The organism is Mesorhizobium sp. M1403, from assembly GCF_040317695.1.
In the GTDB taxonomy this organism is placed as follows: Bacteria; Pseudomonadota; Alphaproteobacteria; order Rhizobiales; family Rhizobiaceae; genus Mesorhizobium.
This window is the reverse complement of the sequence record NZ_JAMYKY010000042.1, coordinates 1-19,239: the sequence shown is the minus strand read 5'-3', so window position 1 is coordinate 19,239 and position 19,239 is coordinate 1. Positions and strand designations below refer to the sequence as shown.

Below are 19,239 nucleotides of genomic sequence, written 5' to 3'. Positions count from 1 at the left end.
GACTTAGCGAAACGCTTGTCCGCGATTTACTGAAACGGCTGTCCCAATTTAGTGAAATCCGCACTGATCCACTTCAGCATCAAAATTGATGGCGTGGAACGGCCCTTCGAAGCGGCATCGAAGGTGCCTATCGTGGTGATGCCTTCGCCACGAAACAGAAGGAACCGTTGCATCGAAAAGATTACGACAATCGGTCTGGACTTGGCCAAGTAGGTCTTCCAGGTCCACGGCATCACAGAAGATGGTCGCGTTGTTGTCCGGCGCGCTCTGCGGCGACCGCAGATGCTGGACTTCTTCCGCGGCCGTGAACCCTGCCTCGTCGGCAGGGAGGCCTGTGCTAGCGCACACCACTGGGCGAATGCTATCGGCGAGTTCGGCCATACAGTCAGGATTATGCCGCCGGCTTAGTTAAAGCCTATCTGAAGCGCAATAAGACCGACGCAGCCGATGCGGAGGCAATCTACGAGGCGGTAACGCGTCCGACTATGCGCTTCGTGCCGATCAAATCGCTGGAAGAGCAGGCGGCGGGAATGGTGCTGAAGACCAGGGGGCTTTTTGTGCGCCAGCGGAGCCAGACGGCAAAGCGATGCGCGCTCATATGGCCGAGCTGGGGATCATCGTTGCAACCGGGTGACCAGCATCGCCAAACTCATCGTCATTCTACGCGACGGCGACGATGCCCGCCTTCCATCCGCAGCGCGAGCGGCACTCCTGGAGATGGCTGAGCAAATCGAGAGACCGACGGTTCGTATCGAAGCGCCCGACACGAAGATCGTTGCCGCCGTGAAGAACGACGAAACCGCTAGACGGCTCACCAGCATTCCCGGCGTTGGTCCAATCATCGCGGTGACGGTCCTCGCAACTATCCACGGTCCCGCAGCCTTCAGAACGGGACGCGATCTGGCGGCCTGGATCGGGACCACGCCGAGGGCCAACTCCAGCGGCAAGGAGCGACTCGACAGAATATCGAAGCAAGGCAACAAGCAGTTGCCAACATTGCTGATCGTCGGGGCGACATCGATCTTGAAGCAGGCACGTCGTGGCCTGAAGCTGCCCGCCTGGATCGTTTCTTTGATGGCACGTCGGCCCTAAGGTCGCGGCCGTGGCGCTGGCTAACAAGATGGCGGGGACGATGTGGGCGCTTCTCGCCAAAGGCGGTATCTACCAGGCGCCGTCGATCATGACGCGAGCATAGAACAAAGGGATTCCGGCATGCTGATGCCGGGATAGAGCGGCAAGGCGCCAAAGTGTGATGACCCGAGGGACGCCACCTCGATTAGACCGTCTGACGCAGTGCGCCATCCGAGCGCGTGAAAGTGATTAGGCAATCGGCATCGCGGATCTCATCGTGGCCAGCGGTCATCGACCGCAACGACAGGCCGGACATATGACTGCACCGTTCGGCGGCGATTTACGCGACAAATACCTTGCGAACCGGGCCGTTCCACATATGAGTCAAAGCCAATTTTGCATGCCGCTTCACAGGCTTTGAGCTACATGATCCCGTTAGCGACTATGCCTCTATGGGTCATATCACACACCAAGCGCCCCTCCAACTGCGGCGAACGCCTCAACCGCACGATCGATGTCAGCGCCGGAATGGGCGGCCGACATCTGCGTGCGGATGCGCGCCTGGCCCTTCGGCACCACCGGGAACGAGAAGCCGATGACATAGATACCGCGCTTCAGCATCCGCGCCGCCATTTCCTGCGCCAGCGTCGCGTCGCCCAGCATCACCGGGATGATCGGATGGTCGGCGCCGGCCAGTGTAAAGCCAAGCCTGCCCATCTCGGAGCGAAACCGCGCTGCGTTGGCATATAGGCGCTGACGCAACGCATCGCCATTGCCGATCAGTTCGAACACCCGAATCGAAGCGCCAGCGATCGCCGGCATCAGCGTGTTGGAGAACAGATAGGGCCGCGAGCGCTGGCGCAGCCAGTCGACCACCTGCTTCCTGCCCGATGTATAGCCGCCCGACGCGCCGCCCAATGCCTTGCCGAGCGTACCGGTGATGATGTCCACCCTGCCCTCGACGCCGCAATGTTCGGCCGAGCCACGGCCGTTCCTGCCGACGAAACCAACTGCATGGCTGTCGTCGACCATGACCATTGCGTCATATTTGTCGGCGAGGTCGCAGACGCCCTTCAGATTGGCGATGATGCCATCCATCGAGAACACGCCGTCGGTGGCGATCAGCCGGAACCGGCAGTCGCGCGCCTCTTTCAACCGCGCCTCCAGATCGGCCATGTCGTTGTTGGCGTAGCGCAAGCGCTTTGCCTTCGACAGCCGCACGCCGTCGATGATCGAGGCGTGGTTCAGTGCATCGGAGATGACCGCATCCTCCTCGCCGAGCAGCGTCTCGAACAGGCCGCCATTGGCGTCGAAGCAGGAGCCGTAGAGGATGGTGTCCTCCATGCCGAGGAAGTCAGAAATGGTCGCCTCGAGCTGCTTGTGTTCTTCCTGCGTGCCGCAGATGAAGCGCACCGACGCCATGCCGTAGCCGTAACGGTCGAGCGCCTGCTTGGCCGCCTCGCGCAGTTCGGCGCTGTCGGCGAGGCCGAGATAATTATTGGCGCAGAAATTCAGCACCTTCTCGCCGCCGACCTCGATCTCGGCCGATTGGGTCGAGGTTACCACCCGCTCGGATTTGTAGAGACCGGCCGATTTCAGGCCGACGAGTTCAGTCGAGAGATGAGAAATAAAGGCGTCGGTCATCGGCAAAATCACGGCACGCAAAAGCCCTCCTCACAGGGGAGGGACGACATCGATCGCTACTATTCGTAATTTACCGGGGTGGACCATGCGGGGTCGGCATGCTTTCTCCAGTACAGGTCCGTCAACTGGCGTGTTACAGCGCCAACCTTTCCGTCCCCTACAACTGTCTCGTTGACCTTGGTTACCGGCATAATTCCGCCTGCTGTAGACGTGATGAAAACCTCGTCGGCCCCCGTCAGCTCGCCGCGATCAATATCGCCGGCACTGACGGAGAGGCCCAATTCGCCGCATAGATCAAATACGGTCTGCCGGGTAATGCCCGCGAGGACGCCATAAGCCGGTGTCTTCAAGCGGCCGTCTTTAACATTGAAAACGTTGAAACCAGGACCCTCGGCAATGTTGTCTTGGATGTCCACGATCAATGCAGTTTCGGCTCCATAGTCGTATGCATCGAACAGACCCTTTACGAGGTCGAGCCAGTGATAGTTCTTGATGGCTGGATCGATTGACTTGGGTGGGATGCGAACGGTATCGCTGATGGCGACGTGCAGGCCGCGTTCGAGCTGCTCCTTGTTGGCGACCGACCCGAAAGGCACCGCGAAAGCAATAAACCTATTTTCCGCCCGGCGCGGGTCACGGCTAAAGGTGGGCGACACACCGCGCGTGCAGACCATTTCGACATACGCGGACTTGTGCCCGGATAACGCCACGCAGGTTGACAGGATTTTCTCAATCTCAGTGCGGCTATAGGGAAGTTTCATGCGAAGCTTTTCCATTCCGCGCGAGAATCGATCCAAGTGCAGGTCCAGCCTGAAGAACCTTCCGTCCCATACATGAACTGTATCGTAGGTGGCATCGGAATGCAGGAAACCCCAGTCCAGCACAGACACCTTGGCTTCGGACATTGGCAGATACTGACCGTCCATGAAGGCTACGCCGTGAGGGTACTGCCGTTGATCGCGATGGCGTTGCTCTATGGCCGGAAGAGCCGTCGCGGGTTCGGCTACAGCAGATGTCATTCCAGGGTTCTCCAAATCTTACAATAGGGGTGCTCCGCACCCCTGCTCATGACTTGCTGCCGCGAAACGCTCAACGGCTGCACGTCTCACAAATGTTGGCACACCTTAGACCGCCAGCACGGCGGGCGTGCCAAATGTCATCAGCGTAATCGATGCCGCCTGAGCCGGGCATAATCCCCATTACCGACCCGCAGCCGGTTCACCCAGCGTTTCAATTAGATCGCAGAATTCGATGCATGGAATGCCATCAAAGTGGCACTCTGGGCGCAATGAACGCTTCAAAAACGGGCTAGAAGTGGCGGAAAGTTCAGCTGAAAAGAAGCTAAACTAGCACCGAGGCTCAAAGTTTACGCGGTCCAGCGCAATCATGCCTCCTGAAACTTGCGGACATTCGGGTTGGTGTCGTTTTGTCTTGACGAAGACGTAAAACGCTTCGACGTCCTCCACTGCAACAATAAGAACGAAATCAGTATCGCCTGTGAGCGTATAGCACTGCGTGACTTCTTTGCCGCCCGCATAGTTCGCTTGAAGTCGTCGACGAGGTCCAGGCCATCGCGATCGAGTTCCACCGTTACAACGACGGTCAGCGACTTCCCGAGCGCTTCAACGAGTGAAATGTCACCCGCACTTCATTCGCGTAGCGATTGCGGCTGAAACGGCCTAACCGAGGTCCGAATAGCCTTAACGAATTTCGGGCGGGAGTCGCCAAAGATGCCAAGCTTGTCGTCGACCACCAGGATCTGGTTGTCGAGGACAGCTGACCCGCGCCGATGCCGAGTGTCGGGATCGTGTCTCCTCGGTGGTCCGCCGGGCAAGTATCTCAGGGCCATTTTTAAGCACGATAGCGAACGCTACCTGCCTCTCGCTGCATGGTCGCGGATGATGGGCTCGGCGTCATCTCTTTCCTTGCCTGCACGGGATAGCATCGAGTCACCCCTGCGGCGGTCAGCCCGACTTGGGCCATGACTAGCATGCCACGCCACTGCAGAAATGGTCTCCACCGCGTCGCCAACGGGCGGCATGCCCGGTCCGTCCGAATAGACCGTGCCGACCCGCTCTTCCAGCACCAGCCAGTCGATCGCCTGCGCCAACCGCCGCACCAGCTCGTGCCTCATGTTGATGATCTGATCGAGCCTGGAGCGGAACAGATCCTGCTCTCCCGTCTCGCGCTTCTCGCGTGGTCTGAACACCGCCGTCCCCTCGACTCACCGCCCCCAGACGAGTGAATCACGCCCATAAGCAGCAGGGAACTGCAAAACCGAATTGCAAGAAAACCACGGCCAACCACCGCAAATCCTGCAATGCCGAAACCACGATCTTCCGCAATCAACACGCCAGATCAATGGCTTGCGCATAGTTCACGGCCGACTAAACTGGTTCAACATTTTCATACGAACGTCCTGATGTGCGCCAACAACACGGTCTCAGGTCAGGTCGAAAATGGTGTAATCGACCAGTCGATTAACGCGACGGCACGTTGAAGTATCGCTTCAGTCCGAGCATGGGTGGGGGAAGCGGCGATGACACATCCGATATGATCTCGGATATCGCCTTTCCTAACGATCGCCGTCCTGGGTTCAATATACAGCTTGACCTCGGCGACACCGGATACAGCAGCCGCCCGATTGTAGCCATCGATCCAATCGAGGGTGCCATCGCGATCAGGAACTAGGAACCGCGCGATCGCAGTCTGCGAATGGCTTCGCCGCAAATTCCATTCGTCACCGATCACGAGTTTGATGTGCTCGGTGACGAGGTCGACACCGTAAGCCAGCTGAACCAGTTCAGGCGTGGGCGAACCTGGAAGACGCGGATTGACTTCGATGACGACTGGACCACGTTGCGTCCACCGGAGTTCAACGTTCGTTGGACCCCAGCCAAGGCCGAGAGCTCGCAAACAGCTCAGCGAAACATCGGCGATACGATGATGCTCGTCATCGGTCAGCACGGCCGGGTAGGTGAGCTCACGGTAGGCGAAATGGGGCGGGCGGGAGAAGTCAAGGAGGCTAATGCCAGTGATCTCATTTCCCATTATGTCGATGCTATAATGCGGGCCCTGTGCGAATTCTTCGACCAGTATCCTCGGCGAAGACCGCCATATGTGCTTCCCACCCAACAGACAGGTCGTATGTTCGACCAACTCTTCCAGACTGCGGCACAATCGGACCCCCACGCTGCCGCTGCCTACGGCTGGCTTAGCAACCACCGGCAGGCCGATCTCCGCAGCAGCGCTTTCCACGTCCGCCGCTTCCGTCGCCACGCGACAAGCGGGTATTGGAACGCCGGCCTGCGCGAGGAGCTGACGCTGAGTAACTTTGTCACAGCAGCGTGCAATCGACTCGGGGTTCGGTCCGGGTAAATCGAAGTACCGGCTGAGCTTGCCAGCTGTCGCATAGAACAACTCCACGGCGGACGTAATGCCAGCAATGCCATAGGTAGCTTTTAGCCGGGAGCATTCGCGGATCAGCGCATCGAGATCGTCTGTATCGACACGGACCACCTCAATTCCTTCTGCCGCAAGGCAGTCATATCGAGCTGGATCAGCCGACAGCGTAATTGGTTGAAGACCGAGACGCTTGGCCGCTTGGACATACTGAACGTATAGCGGAATATTAGTTCTCCCTTCAACCAGTACGAGTGCCCCTCTTGCCATCGTTAACCTCCGTGGCGTAATTCGAGTGGAGATCGGCATAACACCTTTCGGCTCTGCCTGACCTCAGACCTTGTGGTGAAGGTATCAGTGGTATCGATCTGCGGCCGCGAAGATTGCGTGATTTTTTTTTGAAGAAACTGTTGCGACCGTTTTGCTTACGAGCTCTGTGAACGGAGCGTCTGGACAAGTTTCGAGAGATTGCAATGTTCAAGGAGCCGGCTTAAACGGTCACTGATCGTTAGCCGTAGAGGCTGGGCTGGCGCGCCTCGATGGCGACTTTCCCCGCCTTGTTCCCAATCTGGCTAGTATGCAGTTACTCATCCCCGGGAACTGCGGCACCCACAGCCTGACCGACCAGCAGCGTCTCAATCTGCTAGTCACGCGGAACATCAATCTCCAGCTTGCAGGTCTCGGTCGTCACCGTCTCTTGGCCGGGCCGGCCTTGCTCGCCCGCAAGTTCAGATCGGTCGAGCTGCGTGCCGGCCTTCCGACCAGCCATGCCAGACGCGGCACCGCCTTCGACTACAACATCCCGGCCAAGCGCGCTGAAGAACGATCCCGCGTCGAGAAGGCGGAAGCTGCCTATGCAGCAGCGACTTCCCGATGGCGAACGAGGCCGGGAAGGCAGAAGGCTGTGGAAAAAGCCGCCGAATGAGAAGAACGGGCTATTCTACAACATCCGTCTGCATCGGCTTGCCGGGCGCAATGTAATGCCATTCGACGCGGTTCTGATCCGCCCAGGCGAGGATGGCGTTCGAGGTGAACTCGCTGCCATTGTCGCTGACGATCATTCTCGGCCGGCCGCGCTCGGTGATGAGCCGGTCCAATTCTCGGGCAACCCGCATGCCCGAGAGAGACGTCAATGATGAGTGCCAGGCACTCTCTCGTGCAGTCGTCGACGACGGCCAGGATGCGGAAGCGGCGCCCGTCTGTGAGCTGGTCCGATACGAAGTCGAGCGCCCAGCGCTCGTCGGGCCTCAGCGGCACCACCATCGGCGCCCTGGTCCCGATCGCCCGTTTGCGGCCGCCACGGCGGCTAACGGCGAGCTTCTCCTCCCGATAGAGCCGGAACAGCTTCTTGTGGTTCACGACCAGGCCCTCCCGCCTCAGCATCACGAGAAGACGCCGGTAGCCGAACCGGCGACGCTCCTGCGCGATCGCCTTCATCCGCTCGCGAAGCTCGCGGTCGTCCGGCCTGCTGGTCTCGTAGCGAACCGTCATGCGGCAACAGCCGATCGCTTTACACGCCCGCCGTTCGCTCATCCCGAAGCCTTCCTTCAGGCGAGCGACAGCTTTCCGCTTGGCCGCGGGCGTCACCATTTCTTTCCCACAAGATCCTTCAACGCGGCATTGTCGAGCATGGCGTCGGCCAGAAGCCGCTTCAGCCGCGTGTTCTCGTCCTCCAGAGCCTTCAGTCGCCGAGCCTCGGAGACATCCATCCCGCCGAAGCGGGCCTTCCAGTTGTAAATCGAGGCGTCGCTGACCCCGTGCTTGCGGCACAGATCGGCAACCGATACCCCGGCCTCATGTTCCTTCAAAATTCCGATGATCTGCTCTTCAGAGAAGCGGCTACGTTTCATGTCCTGGTCCTCTCGATGGGCCAGAACGAACTTCAAACCGGATTAGATCAGAGGGGCAAGGTCAAGCTTCTCAGCATGTTATCAGTTCATCATCGAAGCCCCTTCTGCTTGCCGCAGCATACTATGCATGGGCGCTAGACTAAGACTAGAGCGGCCCCCCGCCCGGTCCGCTCACGACGGTTGTGCACTGAACTATGTTACTTGATAATAAGTTTCCTTGGAAACTTTGTAAGGTCCTCACGACCAGAGTCATTCACAACAAACGACTGGGTCAGAACGATGCCCACATTATCAAGCCATAGACCCGGCATCATGTGAAATGCCATACCCGGCTTTAGGACCGTGTGATCACTTTCTCGAAGACTTGCAGTTCGTTCACCCCAAGTCGGAGGGAACCCTATCCCGGTGGAGTACCCGATCCTGGCCTCTTTATGAAAGCCGTGCCGAGCGATTGTTTGTTGAAATGTCTGCGCCACGTCGCTGCAAGTAACGCCAGGTCTCACCGCAGCCAGCGCCGCCTCGATCCCCTCTGTAACGGCGTCGGCAAGACGAATGTAGGAATCTGGAGGCGTCCCAAGATAGATCGTCCGACTAATGGGCGCATGATATCGACGTCTACACCCAGACGTTTCTATATTAACAGGCGTGTTTTGGCTGATGATGCGATCTGACCAAGGTGCATGAGGTTCGCAGGTTCTTGACCCGGATAGGACGTAGGGGGCGCTCGAAGGATAGACGCCGCCGTACTCCGGTGTCCCCGCAATCATCCGACGGTATATGACCGACGTCAAATCGCACTCGCGAATGCCAGGCTGCGCAGCCTCCACCGCATCGGTCATCATTGCGTTGGAGATTTGGCCTGCTTCTCGCAGTAGTGCTATTTCAGCGGGGCTTTTGCAAATGCGCATCCAATTGATGAACAGCTCGGCGTCAAGGAAGCGCGTCGTCGGAAGAGATTCGATAAGTCGGCTATGAGTACGGACAGTATAATAGAATGACCCCGTCTCTACTCCGATGGCATTGAGCGTCGGGCAAATCTCTTTAAGTTGCGCAACGACAAAGTCGACAGGATTCTTCTCGGCGGACTGCACGTACTCATCCGTGTATGGCCGGATTGAATCGTCCGACAAGTACGTCATTCGGCGTACCGAAACTGCGTCCATAAATCGACCAATCCAAATGGGTTCACTAAGATCGCGATGGACAACCATGATCTGAAAGACGTAGAACGAATAAGCTTCGTACCCCGTCAGATAGTAAATATTCGATGGTTCGCTTATGAGAAGCGTATCCATATGTCGCAGCTCCATCTCGGCCTTTAAGGTGGACATACGTCTTGCAAACTCTTGCTTGTCAAACGGAATTCCGTTCCCACTTGTTGTCATTTCGCATACTTCCTGTGCTTATACGGCTTTGTAGTATTAATGCATTAATCCAAGATTTCCTCGGAAGTGGTATGAATACCTGTTGACCTGCAATATCACCCTCGATTTAAGAATCGCGAATCATATGTCAGCGGTCTCCAGGAACCATCGCGCTGCCGGAATTTGGCCCGTGAGCAACGGAAGTGCAGAAAACCTTATCAGCTTGCCGGCCGAAAGAATGTCCAACAATATACTATGGAAAGCGTTATTCGAAGCGACTCCCCTTGAAAGGGTCCGACTTTTTCATGACGTCCACTGCAGCCTGGGCCGCCTGCGCAATAATATTAAGCCAAAGTACTTGCCCAGGTTCATCCGAAAGGAGGTCATACCTGATTTCAATGAGCATGCTCGGAATTTGTCTCTGCTCGCCCCGCAACGCCTAAGTTGTGTTCGGCGACAGGCACCTTTGCTCGCCGCCACCTTTGCAAGTGCGGCGACGTGTGAGACCCCAGACTGCTCCTATTTGCCGATTTACTCAAAAGGTGTGATCGACCAATCGATCAAGTCCACGGCCCGCTCAAGTATGGACCGGGTCTGCGCGAGGTCAGGTGAAGCAGCAATGATATATCCAACAGAGTCTCGGAAATCGCCTTTTCTGACGATTGGCGTCTTAGGTACAACATACAATTTGACCTCGGCGACACCTGGCACTGCAGCGGCCTCACCGTCGCCATGAATCCAATCGAGGATACCATCGCAATCAGGTATCAGGATCCGCGCGGCCGCAATCTGCGAATGCCTTTTGCGCAAATCCCATTCGCCGCCGATGACAAGCTTGATGTGCTCGGTGATGAGATCGACGCCGTAGGCGGCTTGAGCCAGCTGAGGACTGGTCCCACCCGCTAGACGCGGATTGCATTCAATGACGACTGGACCAAGTCTCGTCCACCGGAGATCAATGTTCGTCGGCCCCCAGCCAAGATCGAGAGCTCGCAAACAGCTCAGCGAAACATCCGTGATACGCCTATGCTCATCGTCGGTTAGAACTGCGGGATAGGTGTACTCAAGCCCGACGAAATGCGGCTTGTTGCCGAAGTCAGCGGCAGAAATTCCAAAGACATCGTTGCCCATTATCTCAATGCTGTAATGGGGCCCTTGTGCGAATTCTTCGACTAGTATCCTCGGTGACGAGAGCGATGTTTGGTTCTCGCCTAGCAGATAATATGTATGTTCAGTTAGCTCGTCTGCGTTGCGGCACAGCCGGACACCGCTACTGCCGGAGCCTACGGCTGGCTTAACAACAACCGGAAGACCAATCTCAGCAGCAGAGCTTTTCACCTCGGTCGCATTCGCCGCCAAGTGACAAGCAGGTCTTGGAACGCCGGCCTCGGCGAGAATCTGATGTTGCACGAATTTGTCGTGGCACCGTTCAATCGATGCGGGGTTCGGTCCCGGTAGATCAAAATGCCGGCAGAGCTTGCCGATTGTCGCCGGGACCGACTCGTCGAGGCCAGAAAAGCCAGTGATGCCAGCGATGTCATAGGTCTCACGCAGTCTACTACATTCGCGGATCAGCGCATCGAGATTGCTTGTGTCGACCCGGATTGCCTGAATGCCTTCCGCCGCAAGATAGTCGTACTGAGTTGGATCTGCAGATAGGGTAATTGGACAGAGACCAAGGCGCTCGGCCGCGTTCACATATAGCAAACCAATACTCCTGTGGCCTTCAACCAAGATAATCGCTCTTATTGCCACTGACGTTGACCCTCCGTTATGTGTGTGTGGCGATCTGAGCGTGAACAGGCAGCTCTTAATCCGTTCCTGACCTCAGACTTGCTGTGAAGGTATCAGTGTCAGCTGGCTGCAAACGTGAAGTTTCTGCAAAGTTAGTTGAAGGATCCTGCCAAACGGCTGATCCGAGTGTACATGAGCGCGGCGCGGTGAGCGCCGCGTCCGGAACCCGCCAAGAGCCATGCCTTCCCGTTATGGGGCGTTTATGGATGGAAACTAGTCTGGTTTCCGTCCATAAACGCCGACATATTGACAGCCGCGCCCTGTTTTGAGCGGGTGCCGGTGATGACGGCGCACACTTTTGCGAGACCGGATCAGTTTGGCTTCCGAGCTGGCCGGCAACCCGCCGCCTTCATCAATCAACTTGCCAGATCAATGGCTTGCGTTCACGGGCAACTACCTAGTTGGGCTGCAGCGTCTTGAAAATGCTAACCCCGCAGAGGAAGGCCACATATTCAACTCTTTTTTAAGTGACTCCTTTTCTGCCAATCAACGAGTGCTGTCACTCGTCGTTTGCGGTGCACCTCGGCGCCCGCCCACCGCTCCCGTATCTCCGCACATTTCAGCTGCATTTCCTGAAACAGTGTTTTTGCTACGGAAAGCTGGTCGTCGGTTGATCGTTTTCCGGGTCCTCCTCCGAACTGCAGAGCGTCCCTGCATTCTTCAAGACTCGCCGGCAACACATCAGCGAGTTGGCTGGCAAGCTCGCTGCGGCGCTGCGCGACGCAGCTATCCTGAGAGAGGCGCTGGGCGATCTCGCCAATTTGTTTGTGGGCCTTCCTGAAAGGGATGCCTCGCGACGCCATCCGTTCGGCGGCGACGGCCGTCATTGATGACCCGTCTTCCAGATGTTCGCGCATAGACTTCGCGTTGAACGACATGTATTTCACGATAAGCGATGTGAGCATGATGGCCCTCTTCAGAGCCTCCTCTGAAAGCCTGAGAGGAGTGCCGTAGTTGCTTGCTTCAATCGAGTTGCTGAAAGGCGCTTTGCAGGTTGCCGTTGCTGCAGAAACGTACGCTCCAATCACCGTGCTTGCCGATCCCTTGATGTGTTCGAGCAGAAATGGGTTCTTCTTTTGTGGGAGCATGGAAGAGCCGCCAGCAAGATTGCGAGGAACGTCGATGAGCGCGAACTCCCGCGTCGTCCAAACCTGCAAGTCCTGGGCCACACGGCTGAGCAAAATTGAAACTCCAGCGAACAGCGAAAGCCCTTGTAGGTGATGGTCACGGCTTGCAACAGCATCAAGCGAGTTGAATGACGGCACTTCGAAGCCCAGAAGATTTGCTGCCTTTAAGGGATCTATAGGCATGCTGGTGCCTCCGCCGGCACCAGCTCCCATAGGGCAGTACCTGATGTCTTCCAGCAGGCAATGGAGGCGCTGGCGCTCGCGCCCCAGAGCGAAGAAGACGCCAAGCAGGTAGTGTCCTGGCGATCCGGGGAGTGCGATCTGATACTGGCTGTACAACGGAGCCACAAGTCTCGATGCTTCCTGCACTCGCTGAAGCAGGGCATCTTGTGCAGTTCCGATTTCTTGCGAGATGGAACACGCAGCTTCCCGAAGGGCCAGGAGAGAAATGGTCGCGTTCAAGTCGTTGCGGGACCTCGCAAGGTGCAGCCAGCCGGCCTTTTCCGGGCCAGCTCTTGCGGCAAGTTCGGCCTCATAGGCCAGATAGACGCCACGCGGAGCATCTCGGCCCTCCAAAGACTGAAAGCCCTCGTCCTGGAGGTCCAAGATGTACTTGAGAAGATCGGCAGCGGCTGCTTGGCTGACCAAGCCCTGATCCGCGAGCATCACCAGATGTGCTTCGTCTATGGTCGCCTGGTACCGCAGAAGGCGGCCGTCACGCGAAATTTCGATAGGCGGGGCGAGCAACTTCATCGCTTCGGGATGTAGGGTCCACCTGCCCTCGCTCGACCCAGCGCCTTGCTTGTTGTCCGATTCGCCAGCGGCAGCCTCGATATCGATCACAATAGAATCAATCATCCGTTCAGCTGCCGCTGCGGCGACGTTGAGTTCATCAGCGATGCCTACGGCGTAGGCAACCCGGTCTCTGAAGTCGCCATTTATTTTAACTTCCCCTCCCTCAGATTTCAAAAGACCCGCTTCGGCCACTGCTGGCTCTGAATCTCGAGAGAAGCCCAGGTGCTTAAGCTTCCCGGATATGTGAGCAAGTCGGAAACGGATGGCTCCTGCCCTTGCGCTCGCGCGTGGAGGCGTGAACCCTTCTCCCGCGTAAAGTCTAATCACCATGTCAAGGATTGACGTGCCCAAAGCGTGCGAAAGCATGACTGGAATCATTCCTCCAGCCAGCCTAGGATTGACCTCGATGATGACGGGGCCCCGCTCGGATATCACAAACTCTACATGAGCCGGTCCTAACTCCAAGCCCAGAGCCGATACCGCGCCCGTGGCAAAAGAAGCCAGTTCCTTGAGGGACCGTTCCGGGAGCGGGGCCGGGAAGTCGTGCCCCACCTCAACGAAGCAGGGAGGCGGGCCTTTGTGCTTGGCGAGAATTCCAAGGCAGTGCAGCGTCCCATCATAGGCAATTATCTCTGCGGAGTATTCCTTACCCTCCACATATTGCTGGATCAGGATTTCGGGACTGGCCAGATCCACTTGATCCACCAATACGTCCCTTGCACTCTCAAACGCCTCGATCGCGGCTGCTGCACTATCGCATAACCGCACGCCGCTACTACCACTGCCGGACACCGGCTTGATGACCACCGGCAGAGTAGCTTGGCCAAGAATATGCTCGACGTCTCTGACGGACGTGGCCAGCCGAGTTTCAGGGATCGCGATTGATTGTCGCTGTAACTCGGCCGCTTGCTTCCATTTGTTCCGGCATGTAGCAATAGCCTCCGGATTCGCTGCTGGCAGCCCTATCGCCGTCGCGACACGTGACGCTGCCCCCACAAAATAATCCGACGACGAATATACACCTACCAGCCTGCCTAATTTGGCGGCGACCCCGATGAGGTCATCCGGGCTGCCGGTCTCAGCTTCGATCACTTCAGCGACCGAACCCTTGAGAAAAGGATAGCGCGCAGGATTGCGCGTAACGAGATAGGGCTCAAAGCCCAGGACACGGGCCCGCTTCATCAATAATTCGCCAGTGCCCGTTGTGTTGCTTTCCACGAAAAGGAAGCTACCTCGGTTCATCATGACGCGCCCTCCGGGACGTTTAGGACAGCTTTCACACTTTTCCGCTTCCAGGGATATCGGTTCCATGGTGGGAGGGCAGTCGAAGGGTGATTTTCGGTGGCCGGCGCGTCCAGCAGAACACTGTCGTATAGACATGCGTTCTGCTTGAGCCACTCGCGGTCGTATGCAGCTTCGACGTAGCGGTGGCCTTCATCAGGACATATGGCGACTACGGTCTCTTCTGGATACCGCCGAGCACGCCAGCGCCCCACGATGTAGCTCGCTCCGGAGGTCGGACCGGCGAAGACGGCGTGCCGCTCGTGGAGGGTTCGCGTTGCAGCAAATGCGAGCTGTGCCGAGATGAGATGCACCTCGTCATATAGTTCATGTTTCACGTTCTTGGGGACAAGACTGTTCCCCAGCCCTCGCAGTTTCCGTTCGCCATCCTGTTGGCCAAAAATGACGCTATTGAAGGTGTCCACTCCAACCAGGCGCGCCCCAGGGGCCTTTTCGCGCAGGCGCTCTATCGTTCCGCAAGTAGAGCCGCCTGACCCTACAGAACCGACCAAAGTTACGTCGGCACCCAACATCCCCGATATCTGATCGGCAAAGAGCTTATACGCTGCGGGGTTGTCGGGTGTTTCGTATTGCTGGGGCCAGAAACAGGAGTGCCCCAATTTTCTCATCCTAGCGTGTAACGCGTCGAGGCGGTTTCTTTGATAGCCACCCTGCTTCGCCTTTTCAGCTATTATGAACACGTCGACTCCCAAGGAGCGCAACCTGTTTTCCAGGCCTTTGTCCATCACTGGATCTGTGAAGATTTCGAGCTGGAATCCACGTTCTCGGCAGACCACGGCCAAACCCAGCGCGAACGTTCCGCTCGAGGTCTCGAGAACTTTCATGCCGCGCCTCAAGGTTCCTCGAGCCAGCGCTTGCTCAATGATGTACTTCGCAGGGAGAAGCTTCATGAACGCAAACTGCGCAACATAAAGGTTTGTCTCACATTTAATAATGCTGGGGAGAGCATAGGCATCAGAATAGCTAGAGAATGGCAGGCGTTTGTGAACGGCGTCCATATTGCTTCCTCATCGGCAGCCAGTCATGGTCAGATATATTTTTGGCGAGTTGTCGAACGGCGATACATGGGCGAGCACGGACCGAAGCTTCCGTGGAAAATCAGCCGCCATTCGATCAAGCAGGATTCCAATCATTGTGCCGCTGTGCGCGACTATGACCCCGAGAGCGTCAGTGGCCTCGGATGCTTTCAGCATCGAATTCAGATGCTCCTTTGGGACCCGCTCCTGATGCAGGAGCGCGCTGGCCGTAGCTATTCTACCTATCGTGGCCGTATCACCCCGCGGAATTGCGATCCGCGCATGGTCGAGTAATTGGTGATATTCTGCTCTGTGACTGGCGGAGATTTCACCTCGCCGTTGATCATAGTCGACCGTTTCGATGGTCCCTCCTTCATCGATACCAACGATTGCAAGCGGCGGCATTTGACCTAGGAAGGAGAGAAGGCTACATGCTCGCTGCTGATATGCGACCACTCCTGGGTACATCACCCCGTCGGATGGCTCTATCTCCGCCATTAGCTTCTCAATCAATGATGTCCGGACTCTGCGCTTGAAGCAGCAGGCGATTGACCGTGCAGCCGCAACAAGATCCGCAGACGAACTCGCCAGCCCCTTGCCTTCGGGGAGCTCGGATTGCAAAAGGAGGCTTCCTCCTGAGACACCGAGAGCAATCACGAGATTCTCAGCTAGTCGTTTTGCTTTGACTTTATGTGATGGATAAACGGATACGGATCGTGTCCCTGCAATCGGCATGAAGTGAGCTCGCGCAAAGACCGCGATGGGCATGGTGACTAAGAAGTGAGGGTCCCGAGGAACGGCGCCGACCGGTAACTGGCCTTGCAGCAACTCGCCGAATGTGCCGCAACAAAGAGCTTCGCCAGAATGAATTCTTGGCTGTTGTTCATCCTCGGCGATAAGCTCAGCAGTGCCTCCGAACGTCTGGTAGCACATGTATGGCGCCCAAACTGAATCGGCGGCCGCTTCTAGAAGTTCTGTAGTCGTGATGCTCCCCCTGCTTCCTGCAGGGTCGATGGAATAGGTGGAATGCTGGATCGGCATATCACTTCCCCTAAGGTACGCTGCATCCGATTTGCTGCTAGGAAATGAGACTTGGATCATCGGAGTGCGGGTCGTTTTTCATTTGGATTACTTTCAAGTACCTAGGTGCGTGGCTGTCTGGCCTCAGACTTTGAGGTGAACGTACCATTGGCAGTGATTTGCGGTTGCAAAGATTCTATGAAATTACTTGTAGTATCTGTTACACCCATGATTGCCGGCGGCGCCGCATGGAACGTCTCAGCGAGTTTTGGTGGGCGCGACGTTCAAGGGACACCGGTTTGAGCATTCACTGATCCTGCTTTGCGTACGCTGGCATCTGGCAGTCCGGCGGGATCGTTGGCCCCCACGTACATCGCGGATCACCCGAGACAGATGCCCGGCGTCGACGTCATGCCCCGCCCAGACCACGGCGTCGCCCACGACGCTCTCGATGGAAGCCTACGCCGCCTTGTTCCGCGCCGGCTCTTCCATGGCAAGCGCCGCAAAGCCGGTGGCCGAGGCCATCCCTTTAGGCAACGCGAGCCGTGGAATCCGATCAGACCGCTCGGGCCAGTCATAGACCTGGCACAGCGCGGGGCCCGTGCCTGGGTGCCACCTCGGCCACCCGCGCGCAGGGCAGAAGACTCTCCGCGAGAGCCGCGCCTTCGTCGAACGCTGCCCGCCGCACGTCGGACCTGCGACGACCTCGAGCCAGCCAGCAAGCCGTCGCGTGAGCCCCTCCAGGAGAGACTTCTTCGCCTGTTCAAATCGCCGGATCCATGCGAACTGCAAGACGCTACGGAAACAGGGCTACGAATCCAGGTTAGCGGTGAAGCTCTCCGAGGATTTGAGGCGAGGTAGTCTGGAAACGGCAGAGTGCGGCGTGTTGCCAAAACGCGTCCACTGCTGACTGCGGATCACACAAAGCGCGGGTTTGAAATGCCGCCAGCTTACGAGACGCACTTCCGACCGATCTGGGTTGAATCCGGAAGGAGCGCAAATTTGATTAACTGGCGGACCATGAATGCTTGTTTGTTTCACTTTTGCGGGTAGTTTTGAAACAAACGTTGCAGAGAACTATGAAATTGTTAAGATTGCGAAGTAAATATTAAATCTGCAAGTATGGCCGGGCATCAGACGGTGGACGACCTAGATAAAAGGATCCTGACGGCGCTACAGAGGAACAATCGGCACTCCTTTGCCGACCTCGCGGAACTCGTCGGTTCTTCAGCCGCCTCATGCATGCGTCGAGTAAACAAATTGCGTGCGGAGGGCGTAATCGTTGCGGATATCTCACTCGTGGATCCGAAGGCTCTTGGCAAATCGCTTACCATTGTTGTGACAGTTGAACTTGACCGTGAACGTCTGGACCTTGTCGACGACTTCAAGCGCGCGATGCGCGCGGCCAAGGAGGTAACTCAGTGCTACATGGTGACGGGCGACGCCGATTTCGTCCTGGTCGTTTCGGTCGAGGACGTCGAGGCCTTTGACGTCTTTGTCAAGACAAAGCTCTATACCAACCCCAACGTGCGAAAATTTAGGAGTATGATCAGCCTTGATCGTGTTAAGTTCGAGCCTCGGGTCACGGTATAGCTTTCGGCGAATTGCACTAAAGCCATCGATCCGAGCCGCCTTTGAAGCACCTCACTCCAAATTCTCCGGTCTCCAGGAAAGTCCAAAATTTGCAACGGGCTCTCGCAGACCCAATGGAAGAAAGACTTTCTACTTACTTGACTAGCTCCTTCTGGTGTCCTTTGGCTTTTTCCCTCCACCGATTAAGACATTCCGGATGAACTCGATCGATCCTCTTCGCCTTTGGGGGCAGTCAACAGCTGACTTCCTCGATTTGCTAAGACCCTCGAAAACTTTGAGCGCGTCGCTGGCACGGCAGGATAGCTAACTCAATCTGTCGAGCGTCAGCCATTGCGGACGGCGTAGCTGTAACCGTTGATCGCCGGCGTGCCGCCGGCGAGAGCCGCCGGTCGGCCGCGAAACGGTTCGGCATTTCGGTTTTGGCGGCGGTCAAGTTGTTGCAGCGCCATCGGGCGACTGGCTCGGTTGCGCCTGGCAAGATGGGCGGACATCGCAAGAGGGTGCTGGAGCCGCACCGTGCCTTCATCGAGGCGCGTGTGCGTGAGACGCCGCATCTGACACTGCATGGTCTGAAGGATGAGTTGGCCGCACGCGGGGTCAAGGTCTCGCACAACGCGGTCTGGATATTCTTGAGGCGCGAGGGCCTGAGCTTCAAAAAAAACGCTGTTCGCCCTTGAGCAGGCGCGCGCTGATATTGCCCGCAGGCGTCAGCGATGGCGCTCTTGGCAGGCCGGCCTCGATCCGCAGCATCTGGTCTTCATCGACGAGACCTGGATCAAGACCAACATGGCTCCGCGCGGTTGGCGGCCGAAGGGCGAGCGGCTGCGCGGCTTGGCCCCGCACGGCCACTGGCGCACGCTGACCTTCCTCGGCGCGCTGCGCTGCGATAGGCTCGCGGCACCTTGCGTCTTCGACGGGCCAATCAACGGCCAATGCTTCCGCGCCTATGTCGAGCAGCAGCTCATCACCGTGCTGAAACCCGGCGACATCGTCGTCATGGATATGTGTGGACGCCCCCGTCAGCGCAAGAAGAATCTTATATGAAGAATGAGGAGCGTGGTCGGGTGCTGACATGTGTCCGGCCTCTGATGCGGCGTTCCACATGCCGCGGGCCCGTATGGGAGTTCGCGGAGCGGGTCCAATTCAATCTCGCGTGCTCAAGGCATGTGTGGACGCCCCCGTCAGCGCAAGAAGAATCTTATATGAAGAATGAGGAGCGTGGTCGGGTGCTGACATGTGTCCGGCCTCTGATGCGGCGTTC

Annotated in this window: 10 protein-coding genes and 5 pseudogenes; 4 read left to right on the top strand and 11 right to left on the bottom strand. The window is 57.3% G+C overall.

What is annotated here, in order from left to right:
- Nucleotides 1-231: 231 nt before the first annotated feature.
- A pseudogene (locus NKH01_RS32620) lies at nt 232-1,195 on the top strand (IS110 family RNA-guided transposase).
- Nucleotides 1,196-1,533: 338 nt separating this feature from the next.
- Here the strand turns inward: NKH01_RS32620 and NKH01_RS32615 are convergent.
- The 5 genes and pseudogenes from NKH01_RS32615 to NKH01_RS32595 all read right to left on the bottom strand — a co-directional run bounded on the left by NKH01_RS32615 (nt 1,534) and on the right by NKH01_RS32595 (nt 6,387).
- A complete protein-coding gene (locus NKH01_RS32615) occupies nt 1,534-2,715 on the bottom strand; it encodes a glycine C-acetyltransferase (RefSeq protein ID WP_353024411.1) in 1,182 nt (393 codons plus the stop codon).
- Nucleotides 2,716-2,774: 59 nt separating this feature from the next.
- Complete coding sequence (locus tag NKH01_RS32610) at nt 2,775-3,734, bottom strand: aminotransferase class IV (protein WP_353024399.1); 960 nt, start codon at nt 3,732-3,734, stop codon at nt 2,775-2,777.
- A 327-nt stretch (nt 3,735-4,061) separates the two neighbouring features.
- Nucleotides 4,062-4,205 (bottom strand): annotated as a pseudogene (locus NKH01_RS32605) (ArsR family transcriptional regulator); the annotation flags it as partial.
- Between the two features lie 539 nt (nt 4,206-4,744).
- Nucleotides 4,745-4,924 (bottom strand): annotated as a pseudogene (locus NKH01_RS32600) (IS5/IS1182 family transposase); the annotation flags it as partial.
- 239 nt (nt 4,925-5,163) lie between these two features.
- Nucleotides 5,164-6,387 (bottom strand): ATP-grasp domain-containing protein, encoded by a 1,224-nt coding sequence (locus tag NKH01_RS32595; protein ID WP_353024397.1) that lies wholly within the window; start codon nt 6,385-6,387, stop codon nt 5,164-5,166.
- Nucleotides 6,388-6,694: 307 nt separating this feature from the next.
- Between NKH01_RS32595 and NKH01_RS32590 the strand changes: the two genes are divergently transcribed.
- Nucleotides 6,695-7,042 carry a hypothetical protein gene (locus NKH01_RS32590; protein WP_353024395.1) on the top strand — a complete coding sequence of 116 codons (348 nt, stop codon included), beginning with the start codon at nt 6,695-6,697 and terminating at the stop codon, nt 7,040-7,042.
- Nucleotides 7,043-7,055: 13 nt separating this feature from the next.
- On the opposite strand, the pseudogene NKH01_RS32585 reads toward NKH01_RS32590, so the two are convergent.
- From NKH01_RS32585 to NKH01_RS32560, 6 genes and pseudogenes are all read right to left on the bottom strand, one after another.
- Nucleotides 7,056-7,967: pseudogene (locus NKH01_RS32585) on the bottom strand (IS3 family transposase); the annotation flags it as partial.
- Nucleotides 7,968-8,164: 197 nt separating this feature from the next.
- Nucleotides 8,165-9,298, bottom strand: a complete 1,134-nt coding sequence (locus NKH01_RS32580; RefSeq protein ID WP_353024409.1) for a M24 family metallopeptidase — start codon at nt 9,296-9,298, stop codon at nt 8,165-8,167.
- A 564-nt stretch (nt 9,299-9,862) separates the two neighbouring features.
- Nucleotides 9,863-11,086: an ATP-grasp domain-containing protein gene (locus NKH01_RS32575; protein WP_353024393.1), complete on the bottom strand. Its 1,224-nt coding sequence runs from the start codon at nt 11,084-11,086 to the stop codon at nt 9,863-9,865.
- Between the two features lie 491 nt (nt 11,087-11,577).
- Nucleotides 11,578-14,292 carry a lyase family protein gene (locus tag NKH01_RS32570; protein WP_353024390.1) on the bottom strand — a complete coding sequence of 905 codons (2,715 nt, stop codon included), beginning with the start codon at nt 14,290-14,292 and terminating at the stop codon, nt 11,578-11,580.
- Nucleotides 14,289-15,347 (bottom strand): cysteine synthase family protein, encoded by a 1,059-nt coding sequence (locus tag NKH01_RS32565; RefSeq protein WP_353024388.1) that lies wholly within the window; start codon nt 15,345-15,347, stop codon nt 14,289-14,291. Before NKH01_RS32565 ends, NKH01_RS32570 begins: the two co-directional genes overlap by 4 nt.
- 9 nt (nt 15,348-15,356) lie before the next feature.
- Nucleotides 15,357-16,406, bottom strand: coding sequence for a GHMP family kinase ATP-binding protein (locus tag NKH01_RS32560; protein ID WP_353024386.1), 1,050 nt, complete (start codon nt 16,404-16,406; stop codon nt 15,357-15,359).
- 1,119 nt (nt 16,407-17,525) lie between these two features.
- On the opposite strand from NKH01_RS32560, the gene NKH01_RS32555 reads away from it, so the two are divergent.
- Together NKH01_RS32555 and NKH01_RS32550 are read left to right on the top strand one after the other, a co-directional pair.
- Nucleotides 17,526-17,978, top strand: coding sequence for an Lrp/AsnC family transcriptional regulator (locus NKH01_RS32555; RefSeq protein ID WP_353024384.1), 453 nt, complete (start codon nt 17,526-17,528; stop codon nt 17,976-17,978).
- A gap of 329 nt (nt 17,979-18,307) precedes the next feature.
- Nucleotides 18,308-18,989: pseudogene (locus NKH01_RS32550) on the top strand (IS630 family transposase); the annotation flags it as partial.
- Nucleotides 18,990-19,239 lie beyond the last annotated feature (250 nt).